This is a genomic window from Dyadobacter fanqingshengii (assembly GCF_023822005.2).
In the GTDB taxonomy this organism is placed as follows: Bacteria; Bacteroidota; Bacteroidia; order Cytophagales; family Spirosomataceae; genus Dyadobacter; species Dyadobacter fanqingshengii.
Window position 1 is genome coordinate 5,453,935 of the sequence record NZ_CP098806.1, and the last position, 20,744, is coordinate 5,474,678.

Here is a 20,744-nt window from a genome sequence, read left to right on the forward strand (position 1 = left end):
AGTTACTTGGCAACTTGATTAAGGAAAATGGACAGGTCGCCGGCGGCTGCGGCCTGCATAAGCAGTGCACGCCAGACATTGCCGTTGGTGACAAATTTGTCAACCTCGGCGCGGTTCAATGCATTGACACTTTGGGCCAGCGTGAAAAGGTCTGTTAAGCCACTTTGGTAACGGGCTTGTGCCTGATTGAAAGCATGTTGCGCAGCATTCAACTGCACCGGAGTAAGCCGCGCCTGTTCCATAGAAAGTTTAAATTGCATGTCTGCCTCGCGCGACAGACGATCCAGTTGCAGTTTTTGGGTTTGATAAAGCGCTTTAAAACGCTCAACCTGAAACTGTTCCGTTTTGTAATCGTTCCTCACGCGCAAGATGTTGGTCAGGTTCCAGCGTGTGGAAACGCCGAATAAATAGTTGAAAACCTGGAAATTGACACCGCTGGAAAAGCTGGTATGGAAAGAATCGTCTTTGTTGGAAACCCCAGAACCGCGCGCCCAGCCAGCGCCCAAAAGCGAAATGGATGGAAGATAAGATTTTCGAACGGCGGCACTTCTCGCGAAGGAAGCGTCAATCTGCGTTTGAGAAAGGCGCAAAGCTGGATTTTTCAAAAATGCATCTGTTAAGGATGTTCCGACAGGCAATTGGGAATAAAACTGCATCGTATCCACTTGAATGCTGTCGCGCAGCTGGCCGGTAAGCTCTGCCAGGCGTAATGCCTGCGCTTTTGTTGAGCGCTGACTTTCAAGCACCAATAGTTTTGCTTTGGCGTATTCGGCACTGGCTAGCGAGCTGTCGACGCCCGGTCGCATTCCCGAGCCCACCGCGGCATCTGTTACCCGCTTGAAAATCAATGCTCTTTCCAGATTTTGTTGCTGCGCTTCAACCAGTTTTTGATTGATCAACAATAAAAGATAAGCATCCACGATCCTAATCTGATGTTGAAATATTTCGTTTTCAAAATCCGCCTGATTGCGCGTGAGCTCGGCCTTTGCCGTTTTAACATTGGCCTTTACCTTTCCAAAATTGAAAACGCGCCAGTCCACCATCGCAGTAGTGGAACTGCCGAAGGTTCCGGTGTAAATATTCCCGGGCCTGATACCGCCAGATGGAGAAAGCGCACTGCCTTCATTGGGCCAAAAAGCGCCTGTAACATTATTATTTGTAGAAAACGTGTATTGATCCTGAATAACGAGTGTCGGCAGATAATCCGTTTTTACAGATTTTACCCTGCTTTCTGCAGCCCGGATTTCAGCTTGTTTTGATTTGAGGATGGGATAGTTTTGGGTGCCTTCCTGTAAGAGTTCCTGCAAATTCACTTGTTGCGCGAGCGATCCGGACATGGGGACCATTATAAGGAGTGCAAAGAGCAATGCATGTTTTTTCAAAAAGATGAATTGGCCTTTATCGGAGCCGGGTGTTTTTTGCTTCCTGGGAAAAAGTAATCTTGAAATAGGAATGAACATGGAATGACTAGTTAATCCAACAATATTTTAGGACGAAACTAGGAGCCAATTCTGGAAACATTTGGGAAAGACCATCCAATTCAAGCCATTGTAGCGCAAAATATTATTCTCCTGAATTTTCCAGATTTCCACTTTACGTTGTCCGTTATCTTGCAGTTCACCGACGAAAATATTAGTTGTAGAAGATAGGAAGGGCTGGGAATCCCAGAGGGACAGAATGTGGGTAGCAAAAAGGCAACCCATAACAAGAAAAATCCCGGAGGGATGAAACGACACGCTGTTTCATCCCTCCGGGATTGTGAATAGGTGGCAACATGATAGCATTACCAATGTTGCATCGCTACGCTATGGTTCATTTGTTAACGAGCCGCTTTGTCCAGTTCGGCGGCCAGTGTTTTGTTATCAGGAAATTCTTGCGGAATCCAGCGGTTGACAATTTTACCGGAAGCATCTGTCACCAAAAACGGATAGCGGATGTCAATAGCGTATTTATCTTTCAAAATCTCAATGTTCTCGTCCGATGCCCACAGGTGCTTTGCATTTGGCCTGTCTTTCGCATACTGCTTCCAGGTTCCAAACGGAATCCCAGGTGCAACCGAAACATAAACGAAAGTTGCTTTATCGCCCAATTTGTCCTCCAATGCCTTCATACCTGGCTCGTGCTGGCCAATGCTGAATGAAAAGACCATGCAAACCGGTTTGCCGGTTAGTGAAGAAACGGTAACAGCCGAGCTGTCTACATTCAATAATGTAACATCAGCAAGTGCCGCGCCTGGCTGCAATGATTCCTTGGTTGTAATCAGTTTTGAAATATATTCTGAATGCGGCGACTGCGGGAATGTTGCCTTATAATCTTCCAAAAGCGCTTTGCTGGTTTCAATACTCGGGATTGCCGTGGCAGCGTAATTAAGCCAGTAAGTAAGCAGATATTCCTTCTGTTTTGGATAATTCGCCAGTTTCTCTTTGCTGAAAGCATACACATCTTTCAATGCTTCCGGACTGATCTCATATCTTGATTCCGAAGCCAGCGGGAATTTACGCGTGGAAGGGATTAATGCCCAATTCCGAAGTTCGTCACGATACGACTGGCTCAGTAATGCCTCATCCGACATGATTTTGAAATCTGCCAATGTAACTTCTTCAAGTTCTTTACGTTGCGCGTCGTCCAACTTAGCAACACGATTGCCGCGCATAATTTTTTCCTGGATCAAACGCCTCATCAACGAAGGCTCCGTTGCGGTTGTGGCCAACACATAAGCCTCAAAACCTGGCACAACCGGATTGGCTGCCTTAAATTTTCCGAAAGCATCCAAACGCACTTTTTCCAGGCTATCACTCTGTTGCACAACGGCTTTATTGTCGATCTGCGATGGTTTGTAGCCAAATACCGGTAAATACTGGAATTGATTTTCCAGAAAATAATTTTTCAGAAAAGTCTGATAATTAGCGTTTTTGCCTGAAAAAGTTACATCTCCATTGTCTGCGAAAGCAATGGTCAGGTCATCGCCGGGCTGTACAAACAGCATCCAGGTTTTATTAACTGTTCCGCCGCCATATTGCAGGCGCATCATTCTCGGCTCAGGCAATTGAATAACCGCTTTTTCAGTCGTTTTATCTTTGAAATCGGTTGAAGCGACGGGTTCCAGTTTTACATCGGCAAGGCCGATGCCCAGATTGGGGTGGAAGTGAACATCCTCCTGAACCAATGTTACCGTTACAGGGCCTTGTTTTGAGTTAGTGAGCGTTATAGTGGCAGTATTTTGCGCTTTTACCAATATGCTGGTAAATAAAAGAATCAGTAGCGTTACTTTTTTCATTTTGTGTATAATAAGATTTGAGGTCACTTTTCAAGTGTAAAAAGTGTGCCAATATACGTAAGATCGTGCGGCATTTGCCCCGCACTTCCTTTAACTTAGCTTCTTAATTCCCGATTTTCCGAATGAGCCGCGTTTCGATCCTACAATTCAATGACCTCCGTTCCCGGTTTGAAGGGGAGCTTTATTTTGATAATTCAACATTGCATGCGGCTCAAAAGTCCATCTATGCAACCGACGCTTCTGTTTACCAGGAGATGCCGCTGGCTGTGGCACTGCCGCGAACGGTGCAAGATATTCGCACCCTCATTGAATTTGGAGTTAAAAATAAAGTAACGCTCATTCCCCGCGCGGCTGGAACGTCGCTGGCGGGACAAGTGGTGGGGAGTGGGATTGTGGTTGATATTTCAAAGCATTTTGGAAAAATAATCGAGGTTAATGCGGCTGAAAAGTGGGTGCGCGTGCAGCCGGGCGTGATCCGCGATGATCTGAACAAACATTTGGCACAATATGCCCTTCTTTTTGGGCCGGAAACTTCCACGGCGAGCCGCGCAATGATAGGTGGAATGATTGGAAACAACTCCTGCGGCCTGCATTCGATCACCTGGGGAGCGACCCGTGATCACTTGCTGGAAGTGAAAGCATTGCTGTCGGATGGTTCGGAGACGACATTTAATAACCAATCTGTTTCTGATTTTACCAGCATTGTCATAGGCAAGAAAGCAAATAGCAAGAGAGAGCAATCCATTCTCGCAGGGATGATGGGGTTGGTTTCTAATCCGGTGGATCAGGAATTGATCAAGAAACAATTTGCCAAACCCACTGTAACACGCAGAAACTCAGGTTATGCGCTGGATGCATTGGTGAGGGGTTTTGAAAAAAATGAAATTAATCTCTGTAACCTGATCGCAGGCTCGGAAGGAACATTATGCTTTGTTACTGAGGCGAAACTCGCTTTGGTAGACGCGCCCCCGGCATCTGTCGGCGTGGTTTGCGTTCATGCGGGTTCGCTCGCGGAATCGTTGCATGCGAACCGCGTGGCCATGCAGTTTAATCCGAAAGCTTCCGAGCTCGTGGATCGCTATATCATGGATTTTACCAGGGACCACACTGTTTATTCCCAAAACAGGTTTTTCATGCAAGGTGATCCTGCGGCGTTATTATTGGTTGAATTTTGGGGAAATAACAATGAAGAAGTCGAATTGCAAGCCACACAACTTGTTGCCGCATTGCAAGCCGAAAACCTGGGTTACGCGTATCCGCTTTTGTTCGGTGACGATGCAAATAAGGCCTGGGATATCAGAAAGGCAGGTTTGGGCCTAATCCGAAACTTGCCTAGCGATACACAGCCGGTTAACCTAATCGAGGATTGTGCAGTGGCAGTGGAAGATCTGCCCGAGTACATTGCGGAGTTGGAAATTCTTTTGAAAAATCACGGTCTCCACGCCTCGTATTATGCACATGCCGGTGCGGGTGAATTGCACGTGGAGCCGATGATTAACCTCAAAACCGAAGCCGGTAAGCAGCTTTTCAGGCAAGTTTTGGCCGATACGGCTGCGTTAGTCAAAAAATACAACGGTTCGCTGTCCGGCGAGCACGGCGACGGGCGGTTAAGGGGCGAATTTATCCCTTATATGATGGGCAGTGAAGTGTATGAAATGTTCCGGCAGGTGAAGCGCATCTGGGATCCAGATGGAATTTTTAATGCCAACAAAATCGTGGATACGCCACCGATGAACGAATTCCTTCGCTATGAGCAGGATAAGCCGCAGCCCGAGATCAAGACGATTTTTGATTTTTCAAAACAGGAAGGAATGCTTCGCCTGGCTGAAAAATGCAGTGGATCAGGAGATTGTCGCAAAACAGAGCTCACCGGCGGCACCATGTGTCCCAGTTACATGGCAACGCGCCGGGAGCGTGACACGACCCGCGCACGCGCCAACATTCTAAGGCAATTTCTGACGCCAGCAAATAAAAAAGAACAGATTGCGGTAACGCAGGACATGGTGAAAGAAGTGCTGGATCTTTGTCTTTCGTGCAAAGGCTGCAAGTCCGAATGTCCTTCGAGTGTGGATGTGGGCAAGATGAAAGCGGAATTTACGCAGCGATATTATGAGACCCACGGCATTCCCATGCGCAGTAAGCTGATCGCCAATTTTGCAAAGCAAATGAAACTGGCTTCCATCGCTCCCTGGGCATTTAACGGGGTTTTTGGAACACCATCTCTCCGGAAAATTGCTAACAAAATGGTCGGGTTTCACCCGGAGCGTTCGATGCCGCATTTGCATGCGGAAACATTGGAAAAATGGTGGAAAAAGAGGCCGCAGCCGAAACAGGGTAACCTTCGGAAGGTTTATCTATTCTGTGATGAATTTACAAATTACAATGATGTTGAAGTAGGGAAAAAAGCCGTTGAGTTGATGGAAGCGGTTGGATATGAGGTCATTATTCCAAAACATCACGAATCTGGTCGTTCTTACTTGTCCAAAGGTTTTGTGAAAGAAGCGCAAAAACTGGCCATTGCCAATGTTGCGCTTCTGAAAGATCTGATCACTTACGATACGCCATTGATCGGCATTGAGCCTTCTGCAATACTGTCATTCAGAGACGAGTACATTGATCTAGTTCCCACGGAGCAGCGCGAAGATGCTGTTAAGATCTCCGGAAATGCATTGTTGTTTGAAGAATTTATAGCGCGTGAAATGGACGCAAAACGGATCAATAAGAATGTATTTACACAAAAAAAGCAACTGATTAAGTTGCATGGCCATTGTCATCAAAAAGCATTATCTACATTAACAGCTTCCAAAAAGGCATTATCGCTCCCTGAAAACTATCAGGTTCAATTGATCCCATCGGGTTGCTGCGGAATGGCCGGGTCTTTCGGTTACGAGGAAGAACATTATGCTGTTTCTATGCAGATAGGGGAGCTTGTGCTGTTCCCAACCATTCGCCAGCAGCCTGAGGAAGTCTTAGTCGCCGCTGCCGGAACCAGTTGCCGTCACCAGATAAAAGACGGAACAGGACGTCGTTCCCAACATCCTGCCGAAATTTTATGGGATGCCCTTATAAGGTAGTTATCCTAGTCAGTCTTGCGAACATTTTCCATAATCGTATCCGAGGCTACGCTATCAGCCGCAGCTGCTCCCGTCGCCTCTGAGCCTTGCTCTGCTGCTGGGGTCTCCGATTCTGTGAAATTCTCGTTGTGGTTAAAGAAGCCACCCCAAAATGCTATTGCCATTAATACAATCCCCACACCCAATATCCACTTCCAAACATTTTTAGTATTCTTCGTTGCTCTGGTTTGGTCGTCAGTTTCTCGCCTATCCATGATTCAATGATTTAGTTTGAATGAGCCTCTACCAAAGTTATACCAGAGCCGCAAATCACCTTTCCACAACATTTATATAACATTGTGTTGATTAAATTTCCCCAAACAAAGTCATTTCTAAAAAATGTAATAAAACAGGTATGTTTGATGTTAACTTAGTTGAAAAATAAATACTCAATCAAAGACCTCATTACTATATTCAGCCAGATTTATGAAAATCTCCCTTAATTACCTTGCTTCTCTGATTGTACTTTTCTTATTAATCAAGACAGATAGCCAGGCACAAAACACACGCAGCTTTTTTTCAGTAACGGGCGGATACAGTTTGCCGGTAGGGGAACTTGCCCGCGAAAAGCTGGACGATCCATTTGCAGGTTTAACTAGTTCCGGGATTTTCGGGCAGGCAAATTACGATTTCCGGGTTGCACGCTGGATTGGTCTACGTGCTTCGGGGAGTATGAACATTAACAAAACCAATTCGCAGCCGATATTGGATAAAGCCAATAGCTATGCACAGATCCTGAATGAGACTTTTACCTGGCAAAGTGATGTATCCAATTGGAAGCTGAATGCTTTAATGGTCGGCCCCGCCTTGTACATCAACATTAATCGGGTACAGCTGGAACTCCATGCGCAGGCAGGGAAAGTCTGGGCAAATTCTCCGACGGTGGACCTTGTGGGAACCTCGGAAACGGGTGGGGAACCGATCACGGTCAGCCTTAAGAAAGCATCAACCTCTGCCTTCGGGCTTGCAGGTGGTGCGAGTTTGCGCGTGCCTTTATCCGGAGCATTGTTTTTCCAGGTGAGTGGCGATGTGATTGGTGCCGAAGCAGAGATCAAGGATGTTTACATTCGGGCCGTTCGCGGATCGCTTGACTTTTCTGATAAGGTCAGCGAAAAGCGATTTATTGGCGTCGTGAATGTAGGCGCAGGATTCGGGTTCGCGTTTTGATAAATACAATATTTTAAAGAGAAACGGGTCAAATGCCGCACGCATCTGACCCGTTTCTTTTTTAGCCCTCAATTAAAGGGCACTATTTGGCGAACCAGAGTTTCAGTTTCATATCATTCTTTCCACCCTGGTTAGCCAGTGCTGCGGCAAAGTTTTCGTAGTTCAACGATTCCTCAGAGCCCGGATATGGCATGCGTGTAGGAATGACATTCTGGTTTGTGTTCAAGACGGGGGGCTGCAATGCAGGAATCCCCGTTCTGCGATATTCCGTCCACGCTTCCAATCCTTGCCCGTAAAGCGCGACCCATTTTTGCTCCATAATCTGCGTGTAGCCGGCCGCACCCGCTTTTAATGCATTGGCGGTGAGATATGCCGGGGCAACAGTCAGCTTGTATTGCGCGTGGGAAGCAGTGATAGCATCCGTGTAATTTTTAGCCACATCGCCAGCCGCAGCAATGCCTTTATAAGCAAATTCAGCTTTCAAAAACAGCAGTTCAGCATAACTCATGATTACGCCCGGCGCAGTGGGAGCGATGAAATATGCGCCCACGCGTGAAGTATTTTCAAGGCCCAGCTTACCTGCCTCAGAAGATGATAACCCGTTTGGAACACCTACATAAGCCGGTTCAAGCGTAGAAAGGTTTGCATAAACTGGCAGACGTGCGTCACCCAGCGCTTTCAGTTTATTTACCAGCGTTGCGCTCACACGATGATCATCACGGGTTTTGCGGTTCACATTCACCGGGTTCTGGTTGTTGGTAACGTCCAGATAATTGAGCTGAATGTTCTCTGCAACCGTTCCGATAACCGGATATTTCACCGGATCACTCAAAATCCGGGTAACTTCTGCTTTCACGTCAAGCGGCGCGTCCGTTTTGTCGATCATGCGGCTTAAAATCCGCAAGCTCAATGTGTTCGCAAATTTTTTCCATTTGGTAAGATCATTGGCAAAAAGGATATCTCCGCTAATTGCAATGTTCTTATCCGTTGTATTAATAGCTTCGCCTGCTGTTTTTAATTCTGCAATCAAACCTGCGTAAACATCCTTTTGGGCGTCATATTTGGGAAGTAATGTGCCTTCCAGGCCTTGCAAGGCATCTTTGTAAGGAATGTCACCATAAATGTCGGCGAGTAACGAGAATACCCACGACCGCATAATGACTGCTACGGACTGGTAATTCACATTGTTAGTTTCCTGCCCAATCTTGTAAATGCGCTGATAGTCAGCCAGAGATTCAATGTAAAGCCCCTGCCAGCCAGCCGTATACACATCACTTGAAACCGTATATTGATCAATATCCGTATACTGAATGCGCGCCCAATGTTGCGAAAAGCCATCGCCGACATCCATGCCGAGCGCGCCGCCCCAGTATATGTCCACAGCGCTCTGGATCCCGTGAGGCAAAAACAAGTCCGCTGTTCCCGACGCTGCGCTGTTGTTATTTGTGTTGATTTCCTCAAATTCGCCCGTGCAGCCTGCAAACCCCAGCAATGTTGCGGAAAGCAGCCCTTTAAAAATGAATGCGTTTATATTTTTTTTCATATCAATTCGATTAATAGAATGTCTTATAAATTAAAGCTAATGTTGAATCCCATTGTTTTTGTCGTAGGGATCTGACCGTTTTCTATGCCTTGCAGGTTACCGTCGTTGTAATAGCTGGTTTCTGGATCGATGTGGGGCAGGTTGCTTTTCAGCAAAGCCAGGTTACGTCCTACAATGGAAACAGCGATGTCGCGGAAAGGCAGTTTATTGAAAACTTTGCCGGAAATCATATAAGTCAATTTTACCTCGCGCAGCTTCACATAGCTCGCGTCGAAAATCGTGTTCTCGTTGTTGGTCAGCAAATAATATTTGTGGTGATATTCTTCCGACGAGATCCTTTTTTCATTGGGCACATATTCAGGAGCAGCAGCCGTTCCCTTATTCACAACACCAGCGCCGATCACACCTTCCTCACGACCGAATGTTGTTTCTTTCAAAACTCCCGTATAGCGGCCAATGTTGATGGATTGCGAGAAAATATCTCCGCCCGACTTCACATCGATCAATGTGCTCAAAGAGAATCCTTTGTAAGTAAATGTGTTGGAAATGCCACCGATCCAGTCCGGCGTAAAGCTTCCCAAAACACGGCTAACCGGATCGATCATCGGATAACCCTGTGCGTCGTAAACGATCTGACCGTCGGGAGCGCGCAAAAATCCTTTTCCGAAGAATGTTCCGTAAGGCTGTCCCACGCGCGCCTCAACTGAAAGTCCGCGAAAAGCGCTGTTTGTTGTGGCTTGCGTTAATGCATTATAGCTGGTGTTCAGCTGGTAAGTGGTGAGTCCGCCATCCAGTGAAAGCACTTTGTTGTTGTTTTTGGCCCAGTTCAAACCAATGTCCCACTGGAAATTATTGAGCTTGACAGGCGTTGCCGTGATCTGGATTTCCACTCCGGAATTTTTGATCTTACCCGCATTCAAAAGTTTGGACAAAAACCCTGTTGCATTGGAAATGTTGACATCAAGAATCTGGTTTTTGGACACTTTGCTATAATAAGTCACGTCAATGCCGACGCGATTTTGCCATAACCTGATATCCGTTCCGACTTCATAGGAAGAGGTGATTTCAGGTTTCAGGTTTGCATTCAGCATGGCATTGTTTTCAGACAAACTCGGTGTGCTTCCCCAGGCATTTTCGTATTTGTAAGTGCTCACGAGGCGATACGGGTCCGTATCGTTACCAACCTGCGCGACGCCCGCCCTGATTTTGGCAAAAGAAAGCACAGAAGACCTTACATTGAACATATCCGTAATAATCGCACTCACAGCCGCAGATGGGTAGAAATAAGACCGGTTATCCGAAGGCAATGTGCTCGACCAGTCGTTTCGCGCGGTAAGGTCAACAAAAAGATAGTTTCTGAAACCCAGGTTAGCAGAGGCGTAAAGGCTGTTTACGGTTTTTTTGATAAAACTATTTTCCCCAACCAGCTTCTGGCGCGAGTTACCGAAGTTGTAAACTCTTGGGATAGCCAATTCGGTTGCGCCCATGTAATTGCGTTGCGCGTAGTTTGTTCTGTGGTTGCCACCAATGTTGGCCGTAATGTCAAATTCGCCAAATTTTTTGGTTGCATTCAAAAGAAAATCGGAGTTGGATTCGCGTACGAAGATCTGCTCTTCGTTGTAAGCGTCAAACAAATTGGAAGTTCCGATAACGGGCTGGCGCGCAGCGCTTTTGGTTTTGCGGCGATCTTCGTAGAAATCTGTTCCCGTCCTGCCTGTTAATGTTAGCCAGTCAGTGAACTTGTAAGTGGCTGAGAAATTTCCGTAAAGGCGATCCTTTTCATTTGCTCTTGTGCTCTCGTTCAGCAGATAATAAGGATTTGTCCAATAGTTGTCGTTCCAGTTGTTTTGGTAAATGCTGCCCGGCTTTTTGTATGCCGTCAGTTTTTCCATATCCACCTGTCGACCGAACCAAATGAAATAAAGTCCGAAATTATTCCGGTTATCGCTGCCGTCCTTGATGTAGTTTCCGGTTGCTCTTACGCTCAGTTTTTTGGTCAAATTCCACCCAGCATTCAGGGAAACTGTACGGCGTTTGTAATTTGTGTTAGGCAAAATTCCTGTTTGACTCAGATTGGTGAATGACAATCGGAAATCGGCCGTTTCGTTTCCGCCAGTAACGGCAACGCTATTCGTATACGTTTTGCCGGTTTCGAAGAATTTATCCACATTATCAGGGTGCGCGATCCACGGTGTCGGGGTTCTGGTTCCGTCTGCAGCGATGGGTGAATCGAACTGGGGCAACAATCTGCCGTCCAGTTTTGGCCCCCAGCTTTCATCCACGCCGTCGCCTTTTCCACCGCCTTTCCCATCCGCATAAGAGAACTGGCCGGCAGCGCCCTGTCCGTATTCATTCTGCCATTCCGGAACCCTGAACGGACTTTCGAATGCTGTATTTGTATTGAATGAAACACCGATTCCTTTCGTTCCTTTGCCGCTTTTGGTCGTGATCAAAACCACACCATTGGCGCCGCGTGAACCGTAAAGTGCTGCTGCACTGGGTCCTTTCAAAACGTTGATCGACTCCACATCATCCGGGTTAATGGATGCCGCAGCATTGCCATAATCCACGCCCGTTCCCGAGCCGAAGTTGCTGTTATCCACCGGAACGCCGTCTACAACGAACAAAGGCTGATTATTGCTTCCAATGGAACTCGCGCCACGAATGATCATTCGCGAGGAAGATCCCGGCGCGCCATTGGAATTGGTCACCTGCACGCCCGCGAGGCGACCGGAAAGTGAGTTGACTAGATTGGTTTCCCGCGCCTGTGTCAGCGTTTTTCCGCTCACTTCCTGCACCGAATAGCCCAGCGCTTTCTTCTCACGGGCTATACCCAGGGCCGTCACCACAATTTCGCTGAATTGCGTTGCGTCCTGTTCCAGCGTAATGTCAAGGGTAGTTTTGTTGCCGACGGGCAGTTCCAATGTTTTGTAACCAATGAAGGAAACCACGAGGGTTGCGCCGGAAGGGGCGCTGATCGTAAACTCGCCGTTTGCGTCGGTTGTACTTCCTCTGCTTGTGCCTTTGATGAGGATACTGGCACCCGGAAGATTCCCGTCGTCAGACTGAACCTTACCTTTAATGTTCAGGTCCTGTGCGAAACTTGCGCCCGAGAGCAGCAACAGCAGTGACAGAAAGCCCAAAGTAAAGACTTTTCTCATAATTGAATTTTTAAGGAGTGAACTAGTTAGGTAGTTTTTTCACAGAATTATATTCTAGTGAAACTGAATTTGGCACAATAAAAACTTAGATAAAAATCTTTTGATAGAATATTAAAGGCAATAACTGAGATTATTTAAAATATTATATTTTTCAAATAGATGTTTATATGGCCTTGATTCTTTGAAGTATAGGGCGTCCGAATTGTTATATTTGCACTCGGTTCAAACCTTTTAAAGGGCGAACCTTTGATCATCTGCATATTCGAATATAGCTTTAAATGAAGGTTCTTAAATTTGGCGGCACCTCTGTCGGTTCGGTTGACAGCATTAAAACAGTAATCAGCATTCTTGAAAAAAACCTGGCGGAAGGGGAGCGTATCGCGGTCGTTTTTTCTGCCATGGGCGGTGTTACCAACCGGCTGATTGAAATCGGTAAAATGGCTGCGGCTGGAAATCCCGAATATATGGAATTTCTGAAAGTGGTTGAAGAAAGGCACTTTGCGGTCGTTCGTGGACTGATTCCGGTAAAAAACCAAAGCAGCACATTTGCGGCAATCAGGGGGATTTTTAATGAACTGGAAGATATTTTAAGAGGTGTTTCCTGGATTAAGGAGCTTTCGGAGCGCACTTTGGATCTGATTATGAGCTTCGGCGAGCGTCTATCCACATTGGTGATCACCGAAATCCTGAAAAGCAAAGGCATAGCAGCCGAATTCTGCGACGCCCGGCAGATCATCCATACCAATGCAACATATGGGATGGGCGATGTGAACTTTGAGATCACAAACCGTCAAATCCTTGAATATTTTGCCAAAACTTCTGCTTTACAATGCGTAACGGGCTTTATCGCTTCCACGGCGGAAGGCGTAACGACCACATTGGGCCGTGGCGGTTCAGATTATACGGCTTCGATCATTGCAGCAGCACTGGACGCGAATTCCATTGAAATATGGACAGATGTAGACGGCATGATGACGGCCGATCCACGCAAAGTGGCCAATGCGTTCACCATTCCTTCCATATCTTATTCGGAAGCAATGGAGCTTTCTCATTTCGGCGCTAAGGTGATTTATCCGCCGAGTTTGCAGCCTGCATTTGCCAAGAATATTACACTGAAAGTCCTGAATACATTTAATGTTGATTTTGAAGGGACTTATGTTCAAAAAGCCGCTAACGGTAAGGACTATGCGATCACCGGGATTTCGTCTATTGATGAGATCGCCTTGGTGAACATTCAGGGGAGCGGAATGATTGGCGTTGCGGGGATTTCGGGAAGGCTTTTTACAGCGCTTTCCAATAATGCCATCAGCGTAATCCTGATCTCACAAGCATCTTCCGAGCATTCGATCTGCTTTTCTATTGATCCAAAAAATGCACAGCGTGCGAGCGAAGTGCTTGAAAAAGAGTTCGCGACGGAAATCTCACTGGGTTATATTGATAGCATTGCCATTGAAAAAAGCTTGTCCATCATTGCGATTGTGGGCGAGGGCATGAAAAAGAGCACCGGGGTTTCGGGTAAGCTGTTTTCTGTTTTGGGTAAAAATGGTATTAATGTCGTGGCCACAGCGCAAGGTTCTTCTGAGCTGAACATTTCGGTTGTTATTGCAAAAAGTGACCTTTCCAAAGCGCTGAATGCCATTCACGGCGTGTTTTTCCAGTCAGAAACGCGCTCGCTCAATTTGTTTATTGTTGGAATGGGTCTGATTGGCGGGACTTTGCTGAACCAGATTAAAAACCAGACAAAATATTTAAGGGAAGAAAAGCTACTGAACCTGAACATAGCGGGTTTGACCAACACAAAAAAAATGCTCCTTGATCCCGACGGCATTCAGCCAGACAACTGGCGTGACCGCGTGATGGACGAGGGCGTGAAGACGAGCTTGCCCGCATTTGTGCAGCGCATGATCGAGCTCAACTTGCCTAACAGCGTCTTCGTGGATTGCACTTCGGATAAGGACATTGTTCAGTATTATCACATGCTGCTGGACGCAAGCATTTCGGTGGTAACGCCTAACAAGGTTGCCAATTCGGGCACTTACTCGGAGTATGTTTCGTTGCAACGGACTGCATTACAGCGAGGGGTTAAGTTTTTATATGAAACCAACGTAGGCGCAGGCTTACCAATCATTAACACCATTCAGGGATTAATGGCCAGCGGCGACAAATTCCTGAAAATCGAGGCGATTCTTTCAGGAACGCTATCATACATTTTCAATAATTTTGGCCCTGGAATTCGTTTTGCAGACGTGGTTAGGGAAGCGAAAGCGAAAGGTTTTACAGAACCGGATCCGCGGGAAGATCTGAGCGGGGCAGATGTAGGGCGTAAAATATTGATTCTCGCTCGTGAAGTGGGTGTTCCATTGGAAGCTGACGAAATAACGATCAAGGCCATTTTACCAGGAAATTGTCTCAATGCACCCACAGTGGATGCTTTTTTCCAGGAATTGGAAATTTCAGACAATTTCTTCGCAAGCATGCAAGCCGAGGCGGAAGCAAAGCAGGAAAAGTTGCGCTTCATCGCCACATTGGAAAATGGAAAAGCCAGCATTGCATTAAAAACCGTCGACGCCCAGCATCCGTTCTACACATTATCAGGAAGCGATAACATCATCTCCTTCACAACAGAACGTTACAAAGACCGCCCGCTCGTCATCAAAGGCCCGGGAGCCGGCGCAGAAGTGACCGCCTCCGGCGTATTCGCGGATATCATGAGTATTAGTAGTTATTTGGGGTAAGCAAAACAATCATTTAAAGTGAATTCAATAAGAGCTTTTGCGCCGGCTACGGTGGCTAATGTTGCGTGTGGATTTGATATTTTCGGTTTCGCTATTGAGGCTCCCGGGGATATTGTTGAGATAAGAAGACGGGACGAGCCGGGTGTTGTCATTACCGAAATTACGGGAGACGAAGGCCGGTTGCCACGAAATGCTGATAAGAATGCTGTGACAGTCGTTATGCTGCATTTGTTGAAGCATTTGGGCATCAGAGATTTTGGCTGTGAAGTGGTTTTGCATAAAAATATGCCGTTAGGAAGCGGAATGGGTTCCAGTGCGGCAAGCGCGGTAGCTGGTGTGGTGGCAATGAACGAGTTGCTGGGAAACCCGTTAACCCGTCAGGAATTGCTGCCTTTTGCAATGGAGGGAGAGAAAATCGCTTCCGGCTCGGCACATGCAGATAATGTTGGGCCGTCGCTTCTGGGCGGTTTTGTGGTGATCAGGAGCTATAATCCGCTTGATATTTTCACGATCCCCATTCCGGATGACCTGTATTGTACTTTGGTTCACCCTGATATTGAGATCAATACAAAAGATGCACGGTTTATTTTACGCAGTGAAGTTTCCCTTAAGAACACCATCGCTCAGATGGGCAATGTTGCGGGGCTCGTTGCAGGTTTGATGAAGGCCGATTATGACCTCATCGGCAGGTCAATGGTCGACGTCATTATTGAGCCGGTAAGGTCCATTCTAATCCCGGAGTTTAATGTCGTCAAGCAGGCGGCGATTGACAATGGTGCATTGGGATGCAGTATTTCAGGTTCCGGGCCATCCATGTTTGCACTCAGTAAAGGAAAAGCAAATGCGGAAAGCGCCGGATTGGCAATGCAACGAAAATTTGCGGATGCAGGAATCGAATCCAGCATGCATGTTTCCGGTATAAATAAAAACGGCGCGGCCATATTGTAATGATTTTTAAAGTGCTTATTTTCAGGAATGTTAATCCGAAAACACCACTTTAAATATTAATGTATGAATACAACGGTTTACCCGATGAACCAGCCCTGGATCGATTCCCCGTTTTTTGAACAGGAACTCGAACAGTCGGTGCTCGACGAAAATACAAAGCAGCTCGTTAAAGATTACGCGGAGAAAGGTTACCTTATCCTGGACACAGAACTTCCCGAAAGCACATTTGACAGGATTGTTGAGCTTTTAAAACCACATTATACTTCACCCAGGATCCAGGATGCCTGGAACATTACGCCGCTTGTGCGGGAAGTTGCAGGCTGTCCCAAAATATTTGATATGCTGCGGATTTTGTACCGGAGAGAACCATTTCCATTTCAAACTCTTAATTTTCAAGTCGGTTCACAGCAGAAAACGCATAGTGATGCCATCCATTTTTCCTCTATTCCCGAGCGATTTATGTGCGGGGTTTGGGTGGCTTTGGAAGATATTGATGAGTCCAACGGGCCGTTGCATTACTATCCGGGAAGTCAGAAACTACCATTCTTTAACATGGCCGACCTTGGCCTTTCCGGTGCCCAGGATGCGGGCAGTTATGTGCAATATGCTGAATATGAGAATTTTGTACAAAAATTAATGATCGCGACTGGTCAGAAAAAAGAGGTTTTCAAAGTGAGGAAAGGGCAGGCATTAATCTGGTCGGCAACGCTTTTTCACGGCGGAGAGCCCATTTTGCGGGAGGGCGCCAGCAGGCATAGCCAGGTGACGCATTATTATTTCAAAGATTGCATGTATTACTCCCCGTTATGGTCTGATTTACCAATTGAAAAAATGTACATGCGCAGACCCGTGAACATTCTAACCGGTGAAGTGATTGAAAATAAATACCTTAGCAAACCGGTCATGGGAAGAACAGGTTTCAGTCCTTTAACCGACTACAAAAATCAGCTGGAAGACACATTAAGAAAATTGAAAAGAAGGCTGCGGGGTTAGTGAACTTTATTATTTGTTTCAGACGTTAAATATGGACGAATACAAAACATAGACATAGCATGGTTACTGTAAGTGATACCGCCAAAAACAAAATTGTTGAACTCCGCAGAGCAGACGGGCATTTGGAGGATTATCAGATCCGCGTCGGCGTTTTGGGAGGAGGCTGTTCTGGTTTGACATATAATCTCGAATTCAACTCTGAAACCAACCCTAACGACATGGTTTTCGAGGATAAAGGAGTAAAAATCATTGTCGACAAGAAAAGCATTCTTTACCTGGCCGGAACTGTACTTGATTTCTCAGATGGCTTAAATGGTAAGGGCTTCCAATTTGTAAATCCCAATGCAACCCGCACTTGCGGCTGCGGCGAAAGCTTTGCTGTATAACGATATTCTTAAAATATTTTATTTTTCAAACGCGTTCCGAAATCTCCGGACGCGTTTTTTTTATATTCTTGAATGGACTTAATTTGTCGCTTCAAGTAGCAGACATACACATTAAAACAATTTGAATGAAACCAACTCTTTTGATTTTAGCTGCCGGCATCGGCAGCCGTTACGGAGGCATCAAGCAATTAGACCAGTTTGGCCCAAATGGAGAAACAATCATTGATTATTCACTATATGACGCAATTCGCAGCGGTTTTGGTAAAGTAGTTTTTATCGTCCGTGAAGAAATTAAGGACAGTGCGGAAGCGATTTTCGCACCCAAGTTGAAAGGTAAAATTGATTTCGATTTCGCAATACAAGGCGTCCAGTCTTATGTTCCTGAGGACCTCGGGACTGTTGATCGCGTAAAGCCCTGGGGAACGGGACACGCCACATTATGCGCCTGGCCAAAGACTGAAACCCCGTTTGCAGTGATCAATGCAGATGATTTTTACGGTCACGACGCATTTGCCACCATGGCCGAATTTTTGACCAACGACACCAATGACAAGCAGCACGCCATGATCGGTTACGAGCTGAAACGCACATTATCAGAAAACGGCACAGTTTCCCGCGGGATTTGTGTCGAAAGAGCCGATCATAATCTTGAATCCGTGGTCGAGCGCACTAAAATTTTCGAAGAAGACGGAAAGATCTATTTCGAAGAAAACGACATCAAAACCGAATTGGCACCTGAAACACCGGTTTCAATGAATTTCTGGGGCTTCAAACCAGGCATGTTCCCCATCACAAAGGACTTGTTCGAAACATACGCCAGGGAAAACATTAACACCCCCAAAGCCGAATTTTACATCCCAACCGTGATGACCCACATCATCAAAAACGGCATGGGCGACTGCCGCGTCTTCCGCATCGCTTCTGACTGGTTCGGCGTGACTTACCCGGAAGATAAACCAACTGTTCAGGCATCTCTAAGTGCGTTGCATGAGACTGGGGTTTATCCGGAGAAGCTTTGGTAGGGAGAGTTTTTGGAGTTTTAAAAGCAAAAAAGACCTCATTTGAGGTCTTTTTTGCTTTTAAAAGGCTTAAAACAATCACTTCTGCACCAGCGCCTCCATCATCCTTTCCGCCAAAAACTTATTCCCTTCATCCGTCAAATGCACTCTATCCGAGGTTAGAACGCCTTTTTCCTTATTTTCAGGATTGTTTTGCAGCAGGTGATCCTGGAAAGATTTTCTCAGGTCGCAGAGTTGGAGGCTGTTGCGGGTTGCGATTTCGCGGATGAGTTTGGAATATTGGTTGAGGTCGCCGTCCTGTGGATTTGAAGCGTCATTTCTTTCGCCGATCACCGTTGGCGTGCATACGATCACGCGGATGTTTTGGGCTTTCATTTTTTTAATCAATGCTTCGTAGAATTTCACGTATTTATCAGGGTCAGTTCCTGTTCCTGAGGATGTTTTATGCCATACGTCGTTGATTCCCACATAAATGAAAACGACATCCGGCTTTTTGGAGAGCACGTCATCTTCCAGCCTTAAGTAAAGATCGTACACTTTATTTCCGCCAATTCCAGCTCCCATGAGCTCATACTGGCTCTCCTGGCCGTTTGATTTGAGCATTTCGCTCATTTTGGTAATATAACCTGTCGGACCCACACCCGCCTGCGTGATGGAATCGCCGAAAAATATTACACGAAGCGGCTTATCCTGGCGCATGGCGATCAGGGGCAGAATGAAGATGGCAATCCGTAAAAATTTAAAAATGACCCGCATATAAAATGAATAAAATGGTTTTTGGAAAAAAAGACTGGCTGGTTACAAAATTACCCTTAGTGGCTTTTGGATTCTTAATGCCTGATCAGCATCACACGCGCCGAATCCATGGGATAATGTAGCGTAAATGTATTTCCCGGAATCATTTCAGAAGCCAGATCCAGCGGCAATGTGAGCTGGCGGACCTTGTTTTCCACCAGGGCGCTTACCAAAAGTTGATCGGCTTGTATGACGCAGCTTAAAACTTCTCCAAAAATTACAAAATCACCGGTTTGCGATTGGTCTTTCGCATAAACCTCCGTGGGTGTGCCCTGTCGTATGATTTTGCCGTTTTCAATAATGGCAACCTGGTCAGCCAGACGGAATATTTCACCAATATCGTGCGTGACAATGATCATGGTAAAATGATGTTGCTGATGAAATTTCAACAACATATCCTGCAAATGATAGCGCATGTCATAGTCTAACGCCGCAAAAGGCTCATCCAGCAACATTAAATCGGGTTTCCTTACCAGTGCCCGGGCCAGTGCAACGCGTTGCTGCTGACCGCCCGAAAGCTGGTTAGGCTTGCGGTTGGCAAGGTTGGAAAGTTCGGTGGCGGTAAGTAAGTCTTCGACAATGGAGCGGTCGCTACCTTTTGGTAAACCAAAAAGCAGGTTTTCTTCAACCGTAAGATGTGGAAACAACGCGTAATCCTGGAAAACGAAACCAATGTTCCGTAGCTGTGGAACGACTGATTTTTGTTTTGAACTATCGAGCCAGAGTTCATTTCCAAATACTATTTTGCCGGTTTCAGGAGTCAGTAATCCGGCGATATGTCTTAGTAATGTTGTTTTTCCTGCCCCCGAGGGTCCCGTAATGGCCAATATCTGTTCTTTTGCAAGCGATAGGGCAATTTCCATCGGCATAACACCGTGGACAGTTTGCAAAGAATGCTTGATATGGACGTCAAGAAGGCTGTCGGACACGGAGCAGGCGGTTGTTAACAGAATATACCAACAGCAAAATAACGAATGTAATTGCAAAAAGCACCATGGCATAGTCGTTCGCCGCGCCATAATTCAGCGCTTCCACCTCATTGTAGATGGCCACAGAAGCAACTTTAGTAACACCCGGAATGTTGCCCCCGATCATGAGCACAACGCCAAATTCGCCAACTGTATGGGCGAATGTGATAACAAATGCGGTAAGGATCGCAGGTTTGCAGTTTGGTAAAAGCACTTTAAAGAATGTTTCCCATTCATTTTTACCCAATGTATAAGATGCTTCACGCAATGATGGGGGAAGCGATTGCAGGCCCGCGCGAATCGGATACACCATAAATGGCAAACTGTATAGCACAGAGGCGATTACCAATCCGGGAAAGCTAAAAACGAGCCGCAGACCAAAAACGCTTTCGATCCAGGCACCGAACCAGTAGGAGGGACTGAATGCCAAAAGCAGGTAAAATCCAATCACAGACGGCGGTAAAACAAGCGGCATTCCAATCAGCGATTCTACAATTCCCCGTCCTTTAAATTTTCCGAAAGCCAGCCAGTAAGCCAATGGCAATGCAAGCACAAGCAAGATTACCGAGGTGATCGTTGCCAGTTTGAATGTAAGCCAGAGTGGTTCGGGGTTCAATGTTTAATTTTGAATGAGTGAAT

Annotated in this window: 15 protein-coding genes; 7 read left to right on the forward strand and 8 right to left on the reverse strand. The window is 46.3% G+C overall.

The genetic code is table 11. The features are described 5' to 3' along the window. Positions 1-2: 2 nt before the first annotated feature. Together NFI81_RS22830 and NFI81_RS22835 are read right to left on the reverse strand one after the other, a co-directional pair. Positions 3-1,460 (reverse strand): TolC family protein, encoded by a 1,458-nt coding sequence (locus NFI81_RS22830; RefSeq protein ID WP_234615792.1) that lies wholly within the window; start codon positions 1,458-1,460, stop codon positions 3-5. A gap of 359 nt (positions 1,461-1,819) precedes the next feature. Next, entirely contained in the window at positions 1,820-3,277 is a 1,458-nt protein-coding gene (locus NFI81_RS22835; protein WP_234615793.1) for a thioredoxin domain-containing protein, read from the reverse strand. 122 nt (positions 3,278-3,399) lie between these two features. Here NFI81_RS22835 and NFI81_RS22840 point away from each other — a divergent pair, with 122 nt between their 5' ends. Further along, positions 3,400-6,351: an FAD-binding and (Fe-S)-binding domain-containing protein gene (locus tag NFI81_RS22840; RefSeq protein WP_234615794.1), complete on the forward strand. Its 2,952-nt coding sequence runs from the start codon at positions 3,400-3,402 to the stop codon at positions 6,349-6,351. A gap of 5 nt (positions 6,352-6,356) precedes the next feature. Here NFI81_RS22840 and NFI81_RS22845 read toward each other — a convergent pair whose 3' ends face one another. Then, positions 6,357-6,605: a YrdB family protein gene (locus tag NFI81_RS22845; protein WP_234615795.1), complete on the reverse strand. Its 249-nt coding sequence runs from the start codon at positions 6,603-6,605 to the stop codon at positions 6,357-6,359. Positions 6,606-6,816: 211 nt separating this feature from the next. On the opposite strand from NFI81_RS22845, the gene NFI81_RS22850 reads away from it, so the two are divergent. Continuing rightward, complete coding sequence (locus tag NFI81_RS22850; protein WP_234615796.1) at positions 6,817-7,557, forward strand: hypothetical protein; 741 nt, start codon at positions 6,817-6,819, stop codon at positions 7,555-7,557. An 82-nt stretch (positions 7,558-7,639) separates the two neighbouring features. On the opposite strand, the gene NFI81_RS22855 is transcribed toward NFI81_RS22850, so the two are convergent. Together NFI81_RS22855 and NFI81_RS22860 are read right to left on the reverse strand one after the other, a co-directional pair. Next, complete coding sequence (locus NFI81_RS22855) at positions 7,640-9,100, reverse strand: SusD/RagB family nutrient-binding outer membrane lipoprotein (RefSeq protein ID WP_234615797.1); 1,461 nt, start codon at positions 9,098-9,100, stop codon at positions 7,640-7,642. Positions 9,101-9,123: 23 nt separating this feature from the next. Then, entirely contained in the window at positions 9,124-12,261 is a 3,138-nt protein-coding gene (locus tag NFI81_RS22860) for a SusC/RagA family TonB-linked outer membrane protein (protein ID WP_234615798.1), read from the reverse strand. Positions 12,262-12,539: 278 nt separating this feature from the next. Between NFI81_RS22860 and thrA the strand changes: the two genes are divergently transcribed. The 5 genes from thrA (at position 12,540) to NFI81_RS22885 (ending at position 18,345) form a co-directional block, all read left to right on the forward strand. Then, complete coding sequence (gene thrA, locus NFI81_RS22865) at positions 12,540-14,996, forward strand: bifunctional aspartate kinase/homoserine dehydrogenase I (RefSeq protein WP_234615799.1); 2,457 nt, start codon at positions 12,540-12,542, stop codon at positions 14,994-14,996. An 18-nt stretch (positions 14,997-15,014) separates the two neighbouring features. Then, complete coding sequence (locus tag NFI81_RS22870) at positions 15,015-15,944, forward strand: homoserine kinase (protein WP_234615800.1); 930 nt, start codon at positions 15,015-15,017, stop codon at positions 15,942-15,944. 63 nt (positions 15,945-16,007) lie between these two features. Next, positions 16,008-16,937 (forward strand): phytanoyl-CoA dioxygenase family protein, encoded by a 930-nt coding sequence (locus NFI81_RS22875; RefSeq protein WP_234615801.1) that lies wholly within the window; start codon positions 16,008-16,010, stop codon positions 16,935-16,937. Positions 16,938-16,996: 59 nt separating this feature from the next. Continuing rightward, positions 16,997-17,323 carry a HesB/IscA family protein gene (locus NFI81_RS22880; protein ID WP_234615802.1) on the forward strand — a complete coding sequence of 109 codons (327 nt, stop codon included), beginning with the start codon at positions 16,997-16,999 and terminating at the stop codon, positions 17,321-17,323. Positions 17,324-17,448: 125 nt separating this feature from the next. Beyond that, positions 17,449-18,345, forward strand: coding sequence for a nucleotidyltransferase family protein (locus NFI81_RS22885; RefSeq protein ID WP_234615803.1), 897 nt, complete (start codon positions 17,449-17,451; stop codon positions 18,343-18,345). A 75-nt stretch (positions 18,346-18,420) separates the two neighbouring features. Here the strand turns inward: NFI81_RS22885 and NFI81_RS22890 are convergent, their stop codons facing one another. The 3 genes from NFI81_RS22890 to modB form a co-directional block, all read right to left on the reverse strand. Continuing rightward, entirely contained in the window at positions 18,421-19,098 is a 678-nt protein-coding gene (locus tag NFI81_RS22890; protein WP_234615804.1) for an SGNH/GDSL hydrolase family protein, read from the reverse strand. A 74-nt stretch (positions 19,099-19,172) separates the two neighbouring features. Then, on the reverse strand, positions 19,173-20,066 hold the full coding sequence (locus tag NFI81_RS22895) for a sulfate/molybdate ABC transporter ATP-binding protein (protein WP_234615805.1): 894 nt from the start codon (positions 20,064-20,066) through the stop codon (positions 19,173-19,175). Next, positions 20,047-20,721, reverse strand: a complete 675-nt coding sequence (modB, locus tag NFI81_RS22900; protein ID WP_234615806.1) for a molybdate ABC transporter permease subunit — start codon at positions 20,719-20,721, stop codon at positions 20,047-20,049. The genes NFI81_RS22895 and modB overlap by 20 nt, the downstream gene beginning before the upstream one ends. Positions 20,722-20,744 lie beyond the last annotated feature (23 nt).

What these genes read in the sequence shown, in the direction of transcription:
- NFI81_RS22855 (WP_234615797.1), bottom strand. Translation starts at nt 9,100, where the DNA reads ATGAAAAAAAATATAAACGCATTCATTTTTAAAGGGCTGCTTTCCGCA.
- thrA (WP_234615799.1), top strand. Translation starts at nt 12,540, where the DNA reads ATGAAGGTTCTTAAATTTGGCGGCACCTCTGTCGGTTCGGTTGACAGC.
- NFI81_RS22850 (WP_234615796.1), top strand. Translation starts at nt 6,817, where the DNA reads ATGAAAATCTCCCTTAATTACCTTGCTTCTCTGATTGTACTTTTCTTA.
- NFI81_RS22885 (WP_234615803.1), top strand. Translation starts at nt 17,449, where the DNA reads ATGAAACCAACTCTTTTGATTTTAGCTGCCGGCATCGGCAGCCGTTAC.
- NFI81_RS22830 (WP_234615792.1), bottom strand. Translation starts at nt 1,460, where the DNA reads ATGTTCATTCCTATTTCAAGATTACTTTTTCCCAGGAAGCAAAAAACA.
- NFI81_RS22880 (WP_234615802.1), top strand. Translation starts at nt 16,997, where the DNA reads ATGGTTACTGTAAGTGATACCGCCAAAAACAAAATTGTTGAACTCCGC.
- NFI81_RS22845 (WP_234615795.1), bottom strand. Translation starts at nt 6,605, where the DNA reads ATGGATAGGCGAGAAACTGACGACCAAACCAGAGCAACGAAGAATACT.
- NFI81_RS22835 (WP_234615793.1), bottom strand. Translation starts at nt 3,277, where the DNA reads ATGAAAAAAGTAACGCTACTGATTCTTTTATTTACCAGCATATTGGTA.
- NFI81_RS22860 (WP_234615798.1), bottom strand. Translation starts at nt 12,261, where the DNA reads ATGAGAAAAGTCTTTACTTTGGGCTTTCTGTCACTGCTGTTGCTGCTC.
- NFI81_RS22890 (WP_234615804.1), bottom strand. Translation starts at nt 19,098, where the DNA reads ATGCGGGTCATTTTTAAATTTTTACGGATTGCCATCTTCATTCTGCCC.
- NFI81_RS22875 (WP_234615801.1), top strand. Translation starts at nt 16,008, where the DNA reads ATGAATACAACGGTTTACCCGATGAACCAGCCCTGGATCGATTCCCCG.
- NFI81_RS22840 (WP_234615794.1), top strand. Translation starts at nt 3,400, where the DNA reads ATGAGCCGCGTTTCGATCCTACAATTCAATGACCTCCGTTCCCGGTTT.